The 15,620-nt window shown below is 73.4% G+C and carries 13 protein-coding genes; 1 reads left to right on the forward strand and 12 read right to left on the reverse strand.

Features of this window, described 5'->3' with window-relative positions; translation table 11 throughout:
- The 11 genes from ACJA3G_RS12630 to ACJA3G_RS12680 form a co-directional block, all read right to left on the reverse strand.
- Window positions 1-1,421: condensation domain-containing protein (locus tag ACJA3G_RS12630; protein ID WP_406553034.1), on the reverse strand; the 1,421-nt coding region annotated here is incomplete at its 3' end.
- 37 nt (window positions 1,422-1,458) lie between these two features.
- Window positions 1,459-2,979, reverse strand: a complete 1,521-nt coding sequence (locus tag ACJA3G_RS12635; protein WP_406553035.1) for an AMP-binding protein — start codon at window positions 2,977-2,979, stop codon at window positions 1,459-1,461.
- Between the two features lie 34 nt (window positions 2,980-3,013).
- The gene (locus tag ACJA3G_RS12640; protein ID WP_406553036.1) at window positions 3,014-4,321 is read right to left on the reverse strand and encodes a PLP-dependent aminotransferase family protein; all 1,308 of its coding nucleotides are present in this window, start codon (window positions 4,319-4,321) and stop codon (window positions 3,014-3,016) included.
- Window positions 4,318-5,409 carry an alpha-hydroxy acid oxidase gene (locus ACJA3G_RS12645; RefSeq protein WP_406553037.1) on the reverse strand — a complete coding sequence of 364 codons (1,092 nt, stop codon included), beginning with the start codon at window positions 5,407-5,409 and terminating at the stop codon, window positions 4,318-4,320. Before ACJA3G_RS12645 ends, ACJA3G_RS12640 begins: the two co-directional genes overlap by 4 nt.
- The gene (gene hppD, locus ACJA3G_RS12650; protein ID WP_406553038.1) at window positions 5,406-6,467 is read right to left on the reverse strand and encodes a 4-hydroxyphenylpyruvate dioxygenase; all 1,062 of its coding nucleotides are present in this window, start codon (window positions 6,465-6,467) and stop codon (window positions 5,406-5,408) included. Before hppD ends, ACJA3G_RS12645 begins: the two co-directional genes overlap by 4 nt.
- Window positions 6,468-6,481: 14 nt before the next feature.
- A complete protein-coding gene (locus ACJA3G_RS12655) occupies window positions 6,482-7,252 on the reverse strand; it encodes a thioesterase II family protein (RefSeq protein WP_406553039.1) in 771 nt (256 codons plus the stop codon).
- Entirely contained in the window at window positions 7,249-8,979 is a 1,731-nt protein-coding gene (locus ACJA3G_RS12660; RefSeq protein ID WP_406553040.1) for a non-ribosomal peptide synthetase, read from the reverse strand. Before ACJA3G_RS12660 ends, ACJA3G_RS12655 begins: the two co-directional genes overlap by 4 nt.
- Window positions 8,972-9,982: a TauD/TfdA family dioxygenase gene (locus ACJA3G_RS12665; RefSeq protein ID WP_406553041.1), complete on the reverse strand. Its 1,011-nt coding sequence runs from the start codon at window positions 9,980-9,982 to the stop codon at window positions 8,972-8,974. The genes ACJA3G_RS12660 and ACJA3G_RS12665 overlap by 8 nt, the downstream gene beginning before the upstream one ends.
- Entirely contained in the window at window positions 9,979-10,821 is an 843-nt protein-coding gene (ddaH, locus tag ACJA3G_RS12670; RefSeq protein WP_406553042.1) for a dimethylargininase, read from the reverse strand. The genes ACJA3G_RS12665 and ddaH overlap by 4 nt, the downstream gene beginning before the upstream one ends.
- A 3-nt stretch (window positions 10,822-10,824) precedes the next feature.
- On the reverse strand, window positions 10,825-11,037 hold the full coding sequence (locus tag ACJA3G_RS12675) for an MbtH family protein (protein ID WP_406553043.1): 213 nt from the start codon (window positions 11,035-11,037) through the stop codon (window positions 10,825-10,827).
- On the reverse strand, window positions 11,034-11,369 hold the full coding sequence (locus ACJA3G_RS12680) for a hypothetical protein (protein WP_406553044.1): 336 nt from the start codon (window positions 11,367-11,369) through the stop codon (window positions 11,034-11,036). The genes ACJA3G_RS12675 and ACJA3G_RS12680 overlap by 4 nt, the downstream gene beginning before the upstream one ends.
- Before the next feature lie 377 nt (window positions 11,370-11,746).
- Between ACJA3G_RS12680 and ACJA3G_RS12685 the strand changes: the two genes are divergently transcribed.
- Window positions 11,747-12,724: a LuxR C-terminal-related transcriptional regulator gene (locus tag ACJA3G_RS12685; RefSeq protein WP_406553045.1), complete on the forward strand. Its 978-nt coding sequence runs from the start codon at window positions 11,747-11,749 to the stop codon at window positions 12,722-12,724.
- Between the two features lie 236 nt (window positions 12,725-12,960).
- Here ACJA3G_RS12685 and uvrA read toward each other — a convergent pair whose 3' ends face one another.
- A complete protein-coding gene (uvrA, locus tag ACJA3G_RS12690; protein ID WP_406553046.1) occupies window positions 12,961-15,429 on the reverse strand; it encodes an excinuclease ABC subunit UvrA in 2,469 nt (822 codons plus the stop codon).
- Between the last annotated feature and the right edge of the window lie 191 nt (window positions 15,430-15,620).

Raw genomic sequence — 15,620 nt, forward strand, 5'->3', positions numbered from 1 at the left:
GCCGGTCTCGCGGCCCCCGACGCCGAGGCGGGCGGTCCCACCGCCGGGCTCGCGCTGCGGCGGGTGAAGGAGCAGCTGCGCCGGATCCCCGGCAAGGGCCTCGGATACGGCCTGCTGCGCCATCTGCATCCGGCGGCCAGCGGCCCGCCCGCCGGATGCAGATGGCGCAGCAGGCCGTATCCGAGGCCCTTGCCGGGGATCCGGCGCAGCTGCCCCTTCACCCGCCGCAGCGCGAGCCCGGCGGTGGGACCGCCCGCCTCGGCGTCGGGGGCCGCGAGACCGGCGAGGGCGAAGCGGGTGGGGAACAGGGTGGTGAACCAGCCCACGGTACGGGAGGGGTCGGCCTCCTCGGCGATCTCCTCGCGGCCGTGGCCCTCCAGGTTCACCAGGACGTCGCCCGGCTGCTCAAGCCAGTGGGCCAGGGCCAGCGCCAGGCCGGTCAGCAGGATCTCGTTGGCGTCGGCGCCCAGCCGCTCGGCCGCCCCGGTCAGCAGGGGCCCGGTGGTGGCGGCCGGCAGGGTGAGAGTGAGGTGCGCGGCGCGGTCCTCGTGGTCGCGGGCGGGGTCGAGCGCGCGGCGGCCGAGCGCCACCGTGCCCGCCCGTACCGTCTCGGTCCAGTACGGCAGTTCGTCCGGGCGCCGGTCCGCTTCGGCGGCCAGCAGCCGGGACCAGCGGCGGAAGGAGGTGGGGACGGGGTCGAGCGCGGGTGCCCGCCCGTCGGCGACGGCGCTCCAGGCCCGGGCCAGGTCGTCGGTGATGATCCGCCAGGAGATGCCGTCGATCACCATGTGGTTGATGACCAGCGCGAGGCGTCCGGGCGCGGCGGGTCCGGCGTCGAACCAGACCGCCTGCACCACGTGTCCGTCGGCCAGGCTGAGCCGGTCGCGGGCGGCGTGCACCTCCCGCTCGATACCGGCGGCCGTGTCCGCGACCGACCGGGTCAGGCACTGCTCCGCCCGTACCGCGCCGACGGGGAGCGTGTGCGGCCCGTCGTCGCTCACGCGCAGCCGCAGCATGTCGTGCCGGTCCAGGAGCGCCTGGAGTACGGCGCGGGCGCCGTCGAGCGTGAGCCGGGCCGGGGTGCGCACCACCATGAACTGGTGGTAGCGGTCGGCCGGGCCGCCGCGCTCGCGCAGCCAGTGCATGATCGGCGTGGGCACGACGGGGCCGACGCCGTCCTCCTCGCGGGGGCGGACGGGCCGGGCCACGGGCCTGGCGGTCGCGGCGAGGTGCGCCACGTCCGGCTGGGAGAGCACGTCGCGGACGGTGATGGCCCAGCCCGCGCGGCGGACGGCGCCGACCACCTGGACGGCGATGATGCTGTCGCCGCCCAGCCGGACGAAGCTGTCCTCGGGGCCGATGCCGGGCCTGGCGAACAGGTCGGCCAGCACGCCGCACAGAATCTGCTCCTGCGGTGTCACTCGCATTCCTTCCTCGGGTGGTTGTTGTCGCGGGGTCTCAGAGGGTCCGGCCGGCGCCGAACAGCGTGCGCAGCCGGGCCCGGTCGACCTTGCCGTTGGCGGTCACCGGCAGCTCCTCAAGCGCCTGGAAGTGCTTGGGGACCATGTACGCGGGCAGGTGGGCCGCGCAGGCCGCGGCGAGCACCTCTGCGTCGGCGTCGGCGCCGGAGGTCCGTGTGTAGGCGGCGGCCAGCCGGGTGGAGCCCGCGACCGTCACCGCCACCACCACGGCCCGGCGCACGCCCGCCACGGCGTCGAGGACGGCTTCGACCTCGCCGGGCTCGACCCGGTAGCCGCTCACCTTCAGCTGGTCGTCGGCCCGGGCCACGAAGTGCAGGTCGGTGCCGTCGAAGCGGACCAGGTCGCCGGTGGCGTAGCAGCGGCGCTCGGTGCCGTCCAGGTGCGGCAGGGTACGGAACTTGGCGTCGGTGAGTTCCTGGTCGCCCAGGTATCCCAGCCCCACCGGCTCCCCGGCGACGAACAGTTCGCCCTGCTCGCCGGTGGTGAACGGCCGCAGCACACCGTCGGAGTGGCACAGCAGCTCCGCACCGGCGACCGCCCGGCCGATCGGCGGGTGGTCGGGCCAGCGGGCCGCGTCCACGGGCGCCATGCGGTACTCGGTGACGACATGGGTCTCGCTGGGCCCGTACTCGTTGACCAGCGTGACGCCGCCGGCCGCGCAGAACTCCCGTACCTCGGCGTTGACGACCAGCCGCTCGCCGGCCACCGCGATCTCCCTCAGGTCCGGCATCGGGCGGTCCTCGAAGACGGCGGCCGTCGCCAGTGCGTGCAGCCCCACCACGGGCAGGAACAGCCGGGCCACCCGGTGTTCGCGGACCACCTCCATCAGCGTGAAGGGGTCCTGGCGCTGCTCGTCGTCCACGACCACCAGGCGGGCACCCGCCAGCCAGGTGGCGACGAGCTCCTCGTAGCCGACGTCGAAGCCGATGGAGGACGCCTGCAGGGTGTGCGGCGGGCGGTCGTGGGACCAGCGGGCGCGGTGCCACTCACCGAGCGCGGCCAGGACGCCCGGTGGCACGGCCACCGACTTGGGCTCGCCGGTCGAGCCGGAGGTGGGGATGACATAGCCGACCGGTCCCTCAAGCGGTTCCCGCAAAGGGGCGGCGCGCACCTCGTCGACCGTGCACTCGGCCGGGCCGAGACCGGTCGGCGCGGTGGCGTCGGCGCGGATGACCAGATCGCTGAACTGGGCGATCTTCGCGGCGCGGGGGGCCGGCATGGCGGGGTCGACGCTGACCACGCCCGCTCCGGCCCGCCAGGCACCCAGGACCGCGGCGCAGCGCGCCCACGAGCGGTGGGCGTGGACGGCGACCACCCGGCCCGGCCCGATGCCCCGGGCGGCGAGCCCTCCCGCGATCTCGGCCGAACGCCGGTCGAGTTCGGCGTAGCTGTACTGGACACCCTGGTCGACGACGGCGACCGAGGCGTGGTGGCGCCGTACGGCGGCGACCAGGAGGTGACTGAGCGGCCGGGACGGGCCGCTCGCGTCGGTGGGCATGGGGTGTCCTTCGTGTCGGTCCGGGCGGGGGCGCTCAGGCATCCGGCGCTCCCCCGGTGTGATCGGTGATCAGGACGGCGAGGCGGTCGAGCCCCGCCTGGATCTGATCGGTGGTCAGATAGCTGCACGAGAGGCGGAGTTGGCGGGCCGATCGGTCGTCGTCGCCGAAGTGGCGCATCGGGGTGAAGAGCACGCCATGCCGTACGGCCGCCTCCTCCAGGAGTGCGTCGGTGACGGGGAACGGCACGCTGACCACCACGAAGAACCCGCCCGCCGGGGTGTTCCAGGAGACGCCGGGCAAGGAAGAGAAACGGCGCTCCAGGCCCTTCAGGAGGCCGTCGAGGTTGCGGCGGTAGATGGCGATCGAGTGCTCGTTGGCGCGCAGCAGGCTGCCGCCGTTCTCCAGGAGCATGCCGCCGACCAGGGCCTGGCTCACCGGTGAGGTGTTGACGGTGACCATGCTCTTGGCCCGGGAGAGCTCGTCGGCGAGCAGGCCGCCGTCCGGTCCCGCGATCTTCTGGTCCGCCACGGCGTAACCCACCCGGGCGCCGGGGAAGCAGGTCTTGGCCAGCGACCCCAGGTAAACGACCCGCTGCCCGGTGTCGAGCGCCTTGAGCGTCGGCAGCCGCTCGCCCTCGTCGGCCCGGAAGTAGCCGTAGGGGTTGTCCTCCAGGAGCAGGATGTCCTCCTGCTCGGCTATCTCCAGCAGGCGGTGGCGGGTCGCCAGGTCCAGGGAGTGTCCGCTGGGGTTGGAGAAGTCGGGCACCAGGTACAGGGCCCGGGGCCGCTCCCCCGCGGCGCGCACGGCCCGGATCCGGTCGGTCAGCTCCTCGGGCCGCAGCCCGTGGGGGCCCTCGGCGACGGGCCGCACCGGCAGGTCGAGCAGCCGGGCCGCGCCGGTCAGGCCGACATAGGCGGGCGTCACCGCCAGCACCACATCGCCCTCGGCGGCCTTCAGCGCGCGCAGCACCAGCCACAGCGCCTCCTGGGCGCCGACGGTGACCACGATGGCCTCCGGGTCGACGGCGATGCCCTCGTCCAGTTCGAGCTGACGAGCTATCAGCTCGTGGACGACGCCCTTGGTCCGCCCGTACTGGAACAGCTCCCGCCGCACCCGCACCTCGTCGTAGCCCCGGTGCTCGGCGAGGTAGCGGGTGTAGGCGTCCAGATAGCGGTGGAGGTCGGCGACGTCGAAGGTCTCCTCGGTGGGCCGGCCCGGCGCGAAGGAGATCGCGTCGGGGTAGCGGCCCGCCACCTCGTTGAGGAAGGTCATCGACACGAGCGCGGGGTCGGCGAGCGAGGCGTGCAGATCGGCGCGGTCGAGCAGTACGGGTGAGGTCATTGCCGCGCCCCCCGCACATCGAGGCGCCGGGCATCGGCGGGCCCGGCGCAGCCGGACAGCGACAGGGCGGAGCGCAGTTCACTCTCCACCAGCCGCAGCACCTCACGTACGCCCTGTTCGCCGTCGACGGCCAGGCCCCACAGGACGGGACGACCGAGCAGCACCCCGTCCGCGCCCAGTGCCAGCGCCTTGAGGATGTCGGTGCCGCTCCGGATGCCGCTGTCGAACAGCACCCGGCAGCCGTCGGGGACGGCTTCACGGACGGCGGCCAGCAGTTCGACACCGGCCGCCGCGCCGTCCAGCTGACGGCCGCCGTGGTTGGAGACCACCACGGCGTCGGCGCCGAGGCCGGCGGCGCGGGCGGCGTCACGCGGGTCCAGGACGCCCTTGACGATCAGCGGCAGCCGGGTGGCCGCGCGCAGCCGCGCCAGGTCGTCCCAGTCGAGGTCGTCCGCGAACGCCTCGGCGGTGTGCTCGGCCACGGCGGAGCTGCCGGCGCGCCCCTGGCGGGTGCGGCCGGTGGCGGCCGGGTCGAGATGGGCGGGCGCCACTTCGGGCGGCAGCGCGAAGCCATGGCGCAGATCCCGCAGCCGGCGCCCCATCACGGGGACGTCCACGGTCACCATCAGCGCCGAGCAGCCCGCCCGTTCCGCCCGCCGGACCAGTTCGTCGGTGGCCGCGCGGTCCCGCAGGCAGTAGAGCTGGAACCAGGTGTCCGCGCCGAGCGCGGTGATCTCCTCGACCGGCACGCTGCTGAGCGTGCTGAGGACGAACGGCACCCCGGCCGCCTTGGCCGCGCGGGCCGTGGCCGCCTCGCCGTCGGGGTGCAGCAGCCGCTGGTACGCCATGGGGGCGACGGCCAGGGGCAGGGCCGCCGCCGTGCCGAGCAGGTCGGCCCCGGTGGTGCGGCCCGCGGTGCCGGTCAGCACCCGGGGCACCAGGGTGACGCGGTCGAGGGCGGCGCGGTTGGCGGCCAGTGTCAGTTCCTCGCCGCTGCCGCCCGCGAGGAAGTCCCACACGTTCGCGGGCAGGAGCTGCTCGGCGCGCTCCGCGAAGTCCTGGGTGCGCACCGGTGCGTGGGTGGTCATCGCAGCACTTCCCCGGCGTTCAGGCGCTCGGCCTCCACCGCCTCGTACAGGGCCTTGATGTTGCCGTTGCCGAAGGTGCGGGCGCCGAACCGCTCGATCACCTCGTGGAAGAGGGTGCGCCTCGGGTGGGTGGAGCGGGTGAAGATCTGGAAGAGCTGGCCGTCGTGGTCCTCGTCGACCAGGACGTGCAGGCCGTGCAGTTCCCCGATGCTGTGCCGGGTCAGCTCCAGGCGGTCGGTGAGCATCGCGTAGTAGGTGTCGGGCACGGAGAGGAATTCCACGCCGCGCTCGCGCAGAGTGCCCACCGCGCGGACCACGTCGCGGGCGGCGAACGCCAGGTGCTGGACGCCGCTGCCGCCGTGCTCCTGAAGGAAGCGGTCGATCTGCCCGGGCTCGGCGCTGGTGTCGGGCTGGATCAGGGTGAGGGTGACCTCGCCGGTGGCGCTCTGCACCACCTTGGAGTCCATCGCCTGCGCGCCCACCTTGATCAGCTCACTGAAGATCATCCGGAAGCCCAGCACCCGGGTGTAGAACTCGACCGTGCGCTCCAGTTCCCCGGCGCGCAGACAGACCGCGAAGTGGTCGAGCTCGTCGAGGAGTTCGTCGCCGGGGGCCGCGGCGGCGTCGGGCAGAACGGTGAAGCCCGGCGGCAGCCCGTCGGGGCCCGGCTCGACGAGGGTGTGCACCACATCGCCGAAGCCGCCGATGACGGCGGTGGTACGGCCGTCCTCATGGCGCCTGGGCACGGCCAGCGGCACCGCTCCCCTGGAGACGGCCTCGGCGAAGACGGCGGGGACGTCGGTGACGGTGAGTGCGATGTCGGCGACGCCGTCGCCGTGGGCCAGGACGTACTCGGCGCCCGGGTGGTGCGGCGAGCGGGCCTGGGTCAGGACCAGGGTGATACGGCCCTGGCGCAGTGCCAGGGACTCGGCCTCGGCGGACGCCGTACGGGCCACCGGGCGGAAGCCGTAGGCCGCGGTCAGTTCGGCGGCGGCGGACGTCAGGTCGGCGACGTAGTGCTCGACATGGCTGATGCCGAACGCGGGTGCATAGGTCATGGTGGTGCCGTTCGTCAGTGGGTGGCGGTAACCGGTGCGCCGAGCGCGGCGATCCGGGTGGGCAGGGCTTCCCATACGGCGGGGGTGTAGAAGTGCCCGCCGGGCAGGACGTCGTGGCGGAACCCGCCGGTGGTCAGGCCGGCCCAGCGCGGGCCGAGGTCGTCCCCGATCACCGGGTCGTCCGCGCCCGAGAGGACCTGCACGGGTACGTCGACGCGGGTGCCGGGGGCGAAGGTGAAGGTGTCGCGGGCCCGGATGTCGGCGCGCATCAGCTCCACGGCCATCTCTGTGAGGTCGGGTTCCTCCAGCACGTGCGCGGGCAGCAGGCCGTGGGTGCGCATCCAGTCGAGGAGTTCGCCGTCGTGCTGCCCCTGGGCGGGGAACCGGTCCCGCTCGGTGAGCCCCTGGTCGGGCGCGTTGCAGGCGGAGACCACCAGCGACTGCGGCAGCGGGGCGCCGGCCGCCGTGAGGCGGCCGGTGACCTCGAAGGCCATCCAGCCGCCCATGCTGTGCCCGAACAGGATGTACGGACCGTCGGCCGCGACCGACGCGACGGCGTGCGCGGCGTCCGCCGCGAGCTCGTCCCAGCTCTGCGCGCACTCTTCCAGGAAGCGGCCCTCACGCCCCGGGTAGCAGACGGCCACCAGGTCGGTGTCGTCGGGCAGCGCCGGGATCCAGGGGTGGAACGAGGCCGTGCCGCCGCCGCAGAAGCCGAGGCAGACCAGGGTGCGGGCGGGTTGTGGGCGCTGGGTGAGGCGGACCACGGTGGTGTCCGGGGCGCTCATGCGGCACCGCCCGCCCGGACCGACTCCGCGTGCCGGGCCAGATCGCTCAGCCGGGGGAAGCGGTAGACGTCCTTGGTCGGCAGGACGATGCCGGTGGCCCGTTTGAGCCGGGAGACCACCCTCAGCGCCACCAGCGAGTGCCCGCCGAGCGCGAAGAAGTTCTCGTCCGCGTGGACGCTGCCCCGGCCCAGTACCTCGGCCCACACCTCGGCGATGAGCTGCTCCAGCTCGCCCTCGGGCGCCCGCCCCGCGGCGGTGGCGACCACCGTGACCTCGGGCAGCGCGGCCGTGTCGACCTTGCCGCCGGGGGTCAGCGGCAGCGCCCGCAGGCGGACGAAGGCCGACGGCACGAGATGGCCGGGCAGTGTGGCCGCGCAGTGCGCGCGCAGCTCGTCGTCGCTCACCGCCGTGTCCGTCGCGGTGACGCAGTACGCCGCCAGCAGGGCGTCCCCGTCCGGGCCGGTGCGCGGCGCGACGACTGCGGCGGTGACCTCAGGGTGCTCGCGCAGCCGGTCCTCCACCTCGCCCGGCTCCACCCGGAAGCCGCGGACCTTGATCTGCCGGTCCATACGGCCGAGGAACTCCAGCGTGCCGTCCGGGCGGTGGCGCACCCGGTCGCCGGTGCGGTACATCCGGCTCCCGTCGGCTGCGAAGGGGTCCGCGACGAACCGCTCGGCGGTCGGGCCCGGCCGTCCGGCGTATCCGACGGCCACGGCCGGACCCGCGAGATACAGCTCACCGGTGCCGGCCGGGGCGAGCGTCTCGTCGAGCACATGGGCGCGCACGTGGGCCAGGGCATGACCCAGGTGCGGAACCGGCCCGGAGATGGGGGTCGCGGTGGCGTCGACGGTGCACTCGGTCGGCCCGTACAGGTTCCAGGCGTCCTCCCCGTCGGCGAGCGACCGCCACATCCGCTCCGGTATGGGCTCGCCGCCCAGCAGCAGCCGCAGCCCGCGCCCGGCGAGACGGGAGCCGACGAGCTGCCAGTGCGAGGGGGTGAAGTCCATCTCGGTGACGGCGTGTTCGTCGAGCAGCGCCGCGAGGCGGGCCGGGTCGGTGCGGTCGTCGTCGGAGAGCAGCACCAGGGTGTCGCCGCGGCAGACCCGGACCCACTGCTGCACCGAGGCGTCGAAGGACAGGCTGGCGTTCCAGCCGACCACGCGGTGCCCGGCCGGGTGGACGCCGCGCTCCTCCAGACCCGCCACCAGCGCGCTCACCGCGCCCCGGGTGACCTCGACGCCCTTGGGGCGGCCGGTGGAGCCCGAGGTGTGGATGACGTACGCCGCATCGAGCGCGCCCGCTGCCGGGTCCTCGAAACGGTCCTCGCCCGCCGTGTCCGCCGCGTCCGCCGTGTCCGGCCCCAGCACCGGCAGGCCGTCGGCCCACGGCAGGGCGCCGGTGTCCGAGACCACCGCGCGCAGCCGCGCGTCGGCGGCGGTGAGGGCGAGCCGGTCGTCGGGGTAGGCCGGGTCCAGCGGCACATACGCGGCACCCGCCCGCCATACGGCCAGCGGTGCGACGGCCCAGTGCACCCCCCGGCGTGCGCTGATGCCCACCCGGTCACCGGGGCCGACCCCCAGCGCACGCAGCCGTCCGGCGAGACGGGCCGTGCGCGCGCTCAGCTCGGCGAAGGTGAGGGAGGCGTCCGGGGCGTGGATCGCGATCCGGTCCGGGACCGCCGCCGCGGTGGCGAGGAAGCGTGCTACCAGGTCCTGGGGCTCAGCCATGGGACACCGCCGGGGCGGGGGCGACACTCGGGGCGCAGTCGCTCACCGCGATCGGGTCGCCCATGGCGACCAGGATGCGGCGCTCGCCCCGGTAGGGGTCGCGGGCGTGCGCGGCCAGCACGTTGTCGACGAGCATCAGGTCGCCCGGCTGCCAGGTGCGGCGCACCGTGGCCCGGTCGTAGGCGGCGTTGACGGCCGCCAGGTCCTCGGCGGTGAGGGGGATGCCGTCGCCGATGGCGGTGGAGAACGGCAGTCCGTCCGGGCCGAGTTCCTCCAGGAGGACCTCGCGGATGTCCTCGTCCAACGAGAACGGGCTCCAGAACGCGAGGTGGTTGAACCACACCTCGTCACCGGTGTGCGGATGACGCACGACGCCCGGCCGCAGCTGTTCGGTGCGCAGATGGCCGTCCTCGCCCCACTGGCAGGAGATCAGGTTCTCGGCGCAGTACCGCTCGACGTCCTCGGCCCGGTCGGCGGCGAACGCGGCCTGCCAGCCGACCGACAGGGTCTGCGAGTAGTTACGCGTCAGCACCCAGCCGTGCGCGCGCATCCGCTCGACCAGCTCGGGCGGGAGCAGCCGCAGCACCTCACGGCAGTCGGCGACCGGAGTGGCGCCGCCCTCCTCGGGCGCGGTCAGGCAGCCGAAGAGCAGCAGCCCGGGGAAGGTCAGGGTGTAGCTGTTCTCGTTGTGCGGCCGGATCGCCTGGGCGGCGGGCAGATCGGTGGAGGAGAACACGCCGCTGCCGTAGTCGCTGCGCGGAGTGGCCTTCTCCCGGTACGGGGTCGCGGTCGGGATCAGCTCGTCGCGGACCAGCGCGAAGTCCTCCACGCTGCGGATCGGCAGGCCACGCAGGTAGACCGCGCCGTAACGGTGCAGGCCCGCGCGCAGTTCCTCCTGGTGGGCGGCGAGCCAGTCACGGGCGGCTGCCGCGTCGGCGAGCGTAGGCGCCTCGACGGTTGCGGGGGCGCCCGGCTCGGTGTGCCAGTGCAGTGCGGCGCTCATCGGGCACCGGCCGGGGCGCCCGAGGCGTGACGGAGCTCCAGGGTGCAGCACTTGACGCTGCCGCCGCCCTTGAGCAGCTCCGACAGATCGACACCGATCGGGGTGAAACCACGCCCGGCGAGCCGGTCCGCGAGGTTGCCCGCCGTCTCCGGGAGCAGCACATTGCGCCCGTCCGAGACGGCGTTGAGCCCGAAAACCTCGGCGTCGGCCTCCTCGGCGAGCAGCGCGTCCGGGTACAGCTCGCGCAGCGCCTCGCGGCTCTCCGGCGAGAACGCGCCCGGGTAGTACATGACTTCGTCGTCGTCCAGGACGGAGAGCGCGGTGTCCAGGTGGTAGAAGCGCGGGTCGACCAGGGTGAGGCTCACCACGGGTGCGCCGAGCACCCGCTCGGCCTCGGCGTGCGCGGCCAGGTCGGTACGGAAGCCCGTACCGGCCAGGACCCGGCCACCGGCGACCAGGTAGTCGCCTTCGCCCTCGTTGGTGTGGCGGGCGGCGTGCACCACCGGGTAGCCGTGCTGCTCGAACCACGCCTGGTAGGCGGGGGCCTCGTCGGTCCGCTCGGCGTGGCGGAAGTTGGCGACCAGAACGCGGTCGTCGAGGACGGTGGCGCCGTTGGCGGAGTACACCATGTCGGGCAGGCCCGGCACCGGGTCGATCAGCTCGACGGTGTGGCCGAGCTCCTGGTACAGCGCGTACAGCCGCTCCCACTGGAGTACCGCGAGCGCGGTGTCGGTCGGCTTGGCCGGGTCCATCCAGGGGTTGATGCGGTAGCTGACGGTGAAGTGGCTGGGGCGGCACATCAGGTAGTGCCGGGGCCTAGCGGTGCGCTGGGTCGTCATGGCTCAGGCCTCCTTCGTCGCGGCGATCAGGCTGGCCGGACGCAGATCGGTCCAGGTCCTCTCGATGTGGTCCAGGCACTCCTGGCGGGCTGCGGGGCCGTGGGTGGTGTGCCACCCGGCGGGGACGGCGAGGGAGGCGGGCCACAGCGAGTGCTGGTTCTCCTCGTTCACCAGGACGAGGTAGACGGCCTCTTCGTCCTCGAAGGGGTTGGTCACGGGTGCTCCTCTTGTGTCATCGAAGGAAGGTCATGGCAGAGGGGTTGGATCAGGGGCGGGGCGGCGGCGATGCGCCAGCCGCCGGGCAGGGGGGACATCGCCAGCGCACGGCGGCAGATGGCCAGCGCCGTGGAGCGGGTGCTCCCCTCCCCGGTCGCCGCGATGAACATCCCGAGGTGGAGGCGGCCCGGCCGGCCGGCCTGGACGCTGATGTGTTCCAGGCGTTCGCCGCGGACCGCCGACGTCCAGAGCAGGTCGACCAGGCGGGCGTTGTCCGCGGTGCGGACCTGCGCGGGGTCGGCCGCGTCGAGGGTGATGACGGTCAGCTCCACTGCGGAGTACGTCAGGGCCGGGCCGGGCCGTGACCGGCCACCGCGGAGGTCGTACGGACCACCGCGGAGGCCGTACGGACGGCGCACGAAAGGGAAGAAGTCATGGAGGTGCCCTCGGCAGAAGGGAAGGAAGAAGATTCGGAACCGCCCGGCGCTGCGCCGCGGCGATGGCCCCATCCTGACCGGCGTCCACCCCCGAGGGAACACGTTTTGGCTGGTCAGAAGCGGCCAGGCCGCTTTGTGACAGCCCATCTCGCCCCTCGCATATACGTGTAGACGCGAGATGTATGGGCTGTAGATGGCCGCGTTCCACACTGGGCGCGGATCCGCCGGAACAGCGGACCCACCGGGGAACCGGCACACGATGGGGGTAGGGAATGTCCGCGACGCTCGGACTGGAGACGCTGGACCGGACGGTGTACCGGATGATGCTCGACCGGCCGGCCCTGGGCGTGGCCGAGCTCGCCGCCGAGCTGGCCATCACACCGGACGGGATCCACGCCTGTCTGGACCGGCTGTTCGCGCTGCAACTGGTGCAGACGTCGTTCGAGGCGCCCAGCCGGTTCACCGTGGTCGATCCGGTGCTCGGGGTGAAGCGGCTGCTCGACCAGCAGCACGACGAACTGCTGCGGCGCCAGCACCAGATGGCCAGCAGCCATCAGGCGCTGGTCCGCATCCTCGCCGGCTCGGGCGGCCCGGCGCAGCGGGCGGACGGGGTCGAACGCCTGGCCGGGCCGGACGCGGTGCGGCGGCGGCTGGAGCGGCTGGCCCTGGAGGCCCGGATCGAGATCCTCACCTTCCTGGCGGACGTCCCCCGGCCGTCGGCGGCGCTGCGGGCCGCGCGCGAGAGCGACGCGCTCGCCCTGCGGCGCGGGGTGGCGATCCGCACCGTCGGCCCGGACAGCATCCGCGACGACGCGACGGCCGTGGAGCACACCCGCGCACTGGTCGCGCAGGGCGGCCAGGTCCGTACCGTGGCCGCACTGCCGACCCAACTGGTGGTGGTCGACCGCACGTACGCCCTGGTCCCGATGGACCCGGCCGACAGCGGCAAGGGCGCGCTCCACCTCTCCGCCCCCGGCGTGCTCGCTCCCCTGCTCGCCCTGTTCGAGCGGGTCTGGGGCGCGGCCACCCCACTGGGCGGCGACCCGGCCGGGACCCGCCAGGTGCCGAGCGAGCAGGAGCGGGCCCTACTCACCCTGCTCGCCGAGGGCCACACCGACGAGTCCGCCGCGGTCCAGCTGCACATCTCGGCGCGCACCGCCCGGCGGATCATGGCATCACTCAACGAGCGGCTGGGCGCCCGCAGCCGGTTCGAGGCGGGGCTGCGCGCGGCGCGGCTGGGCTGGATCTGACCGGTGCCTTCAACGGCCTTGCCGCCGTTGGGGGTTGCCAGTCCCGGAGGCTGCGACCGACCACGCGTCTGGGACATCGCTTACACGGTGTACCGCTCCGCTGCCGTGCGGCGCGGCGCGGCGCGGCGCGTACCTCGATGGGGCGCACGGGAGGTCCCGTGCGTTGATCATCCCTGTCGGAGGAGGTCGATGGTGGGACTTGCGAGAAGTGACCGGTTTCCAGCCGCGCGCCGTCGTCAGGAGCGCGCGAGCCGGGCCGCGAGATAGGGCGCGGTGGCGCTGCGACGGGACTTCGCCACCTTGGCCGGCGGGCCCGCCACCACCACCCGCCCGCCCGCGTCGCCACCGCCCGGCCCGAGATCGATGACCCAGTCGGCGGTGGCGACCGTGTCCAGGTCGTGTTCGACGAGGACGACCGTGTTACCCGCGTCGACGAGCCGGTGCAGCTGCCGCAGCAGCAGAGCGATGTCCGAGGGGTGCAGCCCCGCCGTCGGCTCGTCGAGCAGATAGAGCGCGTGCCCGCGGCGGGCCCGCTGCAGTTCGGTGGCGAGTTTGATGCGCTGTGCCTCACCACCGCTGAGTTCCGTCGCGGGCTGGCCAAGCCGCAGATACCCAAGGCCCACCTCGCGCAATGTCTCCAGACTGCGGGAGGCGGCGGGGACGGCGGACAGGAACTCTGCGGCGGCGTCGACGGACAGCGCCAGTACTTCCGCGATGTTCTTGCCGCGGTGGGTGACTTCCAGCGTTTCGGCGTTGTACCGGGCGCCCCGACAGGTCGGGCACGGCGCGTAGGTGCCGGGCAGGAACAGCAGTTCCACCGCGACGAATCCCTCGCCCTGGCAGGTCTCGCACCGCCCTTCGGGCACGTTGAAGGAGAACCGCCCGGCCGAGTAACCGCGCGCCCTGGCCTCGTCCGTCGCCGCGTACAGCTTGCGCACCGCGTCGAACATCCCCGTATACGTGGCCAGGTTGGACCGGGGAGTCCGGCCGATGGGCCGTTGGTCGACCCGGACCAGCCGGTCGAACGACTCGACCCCCGAAGCATCCTGGACATCGACCTCCAACCGCGCCTCGTCCGGCTCCTCGGGTACGAGTCCGAGGTGGCCGCGCACGACCTCGGCGAGCACCTGCGTCACCAGCGTCGACTTCCCGGAACCGGACACGCCCGTCACCGCCGTCAGTACACAGAGCGGTACGTCGACGGACACCTCGTGCAGATTGTGGCGGGAGACACCGCGCAGGCGCAGCCAGCCGTGCGGGGTGCGCGGGCGGTGGTCGAGCGGCTGGGCGCGCCCGAACAGGTACCGGCTCGTGGCCGACTCCCCGACCCGCTCAAGACCGTCCACCGGACCGCTGTACAGCACGCGTCCGCCGCCCTCGCCCGCACCCGGGCCGATGTCGACCACCCAGTCCGCCCGCCGTACGACGTCCATGTCGTGCTCCACGACGAACAGCGAGTTGCCCGCCGCTTTGAGGCGGTCCAGCACGTCAAGGAGGGGTTCCGCGTCAGCCGGGTGCAGGCCCGCGGAGGGTTCGTCGAGGACGTAGACGACGCCGAACAGCCCCGAGCGCAGCTGGGTGGCGATGCGCAGGCGCTGCGCCTCGCCGGGCGACAGGGTCGTGGAGCGGCGCCCGAGGCTGAGGTATCCGAGGCCCAGGTCGAGCAGTACGTCGACGCGCGCGACCATGTCGCCGCAGATCCGGACCGCGACCTCGGTCGTCTCCCCCGATCGGGCGGTCGACGTGGTGGCGTCGGCCCTGGACCGCCCCGCGACGGGCCGCAGCACCGCCGCGGCCTCGGCGAGCGGCATCGCGTTGATCTCGGCGATGGAGCGTCCGGCGAAGGTCACGGCGAGCGCCTCGGGCCGCAGTCCGCTGCCGTGGCACTCGGGGCAGGGCACACTCCTGACGAACCGGAGCGCCCGTTCGCGCATCTTCTCGCTCTTGGAGTCGGCGAGGACGTGCATGACGTGCTTGCGGGCGCTCCAGAATTTGCCCTGGTAGCCGTAATCGATCCGGTCCTCCTCCGGCTCGATGTACACGGAGGGCTGCTCATCCGTGTATAGCAGCCAGTCCCGGTCCTTCTTCCGGAGTCTGCGCCACGGTCGGTCGATGTCGATCCCCAGTCCGTTCACCACACTGCGGAGGTTGGCGCCCTGCCAGGCGCCCGGCCAGGCGGCGATCGCCCCCTCGCGGATGCTCAGCGAGGGGTCCGGGACGAGCAGGTCCTCGGCGACGTCGTGCACGACGCCCAGCCCGTGGCACTCCGGGCAGGCGCCGGCCGCAGTGTTGGGCGAGAACGACTCGGCTTCCAGCCGTGCGGCCCCGGGCGGATAGGTGCCGGCACGGGAGTACAGCATGCGCAGCAGATTGGAGAGTGTGGTGAGGGTGCCGACCGTCGAGCGCGAGCTGGGCGACCCACGGCGCTGCTGCAGGGCCACCGCGGGTGGCAGTCCGGTGATCTCCTGCACGTGCGGTGCGCCGACCTGCTGCAACAGCCTTCGGGCGTACGGGGCCACGGACTCGAAGTAGCGCCTCTGGGCCTCCGCGTAGAGCGTGCCGAACGCGAGCGAGGACTTGCCCGAACCGGAGACGCCGGTGAAGGCGACCATCGCGTCCCGCGGAACGTCGACATCGATGTTCCGCAGGTTGTTCTCACTGGCGCCCCGGACATGCACGAAGGCGTCGCTCGCGTCCTTGTTCACCGTTCCTGATTACCTGATCGCGCCGGGAACCGCGCGACAGACGCCATCTGCGGGCTCCGGCACACGCGCATCCGGGGACGCCTCGGCGTGAGCCCCTGACAGGACACGTAGAGCGCGGATCAGCGGTTTCCGCCGCTGTGGTCAGTGCTGGGGCGGGTGAGGCGGACCATGGCGCGGTAGAGGGCGGCGGG

The sequence above is a fragment of the Streptomyces sp. YS-3 genome, from assembly GCF_045257485.1.
Taxonomy (GTDB): domain Bacteria; phylum Actinomycetota; class Actinomycetes; order Streptomycetales; family Streptomycetaceae; genus Streptomyces.

Coding starts and splice junctions, on each gene's coding strand:
- ACJA3G_RS12635 (WP_406553035.1), bottom strand. CDS start 2,979: ATGCCCACCGACGCGAGCGGCCCGTCCCGGCCGCTCAGTCACCTCCTG.
- ACJA3G_RS12640 (WP_406553036.1), bottom strand. CDS start 4,321: ATGACCTCACCCGTACTGCTCGACCGCGCCGATCTGCACGCCTCGCTC.
- ACJA3G_RS12645 (WP_406553037.1), bottom strand. CDS start 5,409: ATGACCACCCACGCACCGGTGCGCACCCAGGACTTCGCGGAGCGCGCC.
- hppD (WP_406553038.1), bottom strand. CDS start 6,467: ATGACCTATGCACCCGCGTTCGGCATCAGCCATGTCGAGCACTACGTC.
- ACJA3G_RS12655 (WP_406553039.1), bottom strand. CDS start 7,252: ATGAGCGCCCCGGACACCACCGTGGTCCGCCTCACCCAGCGCCCACAA.
- ACJA3G_RS12660 (WP_406553040.1), bottom strand. CDS start 8,979: ATGGCTGAGCCCCAGGACCTGGTAGCACGCTTCCTCGCCACCGCGGCG.
- ACJA3G_RS12665 (WP_406553041.1), bottom strand. CDS start 9,982: ATGAGCGCCGCACTGCACTGGCACACCGAGCCGGGCGCCCCCGCAACC.
- ddaH (WP_406553042.1), bottom strand. CDS start 10,821: ATGACGACCCAGCGCACCGCTAGGCCCCGGCACTACCTGATGTGCCGC.
- ACJA3G_RS12685 (WP_406553045.1), top strand. CDS start 11,747: ATGTCCGCGACGCTCGGACTGGAGACGCTGGACCGGACGGTGTACCGG.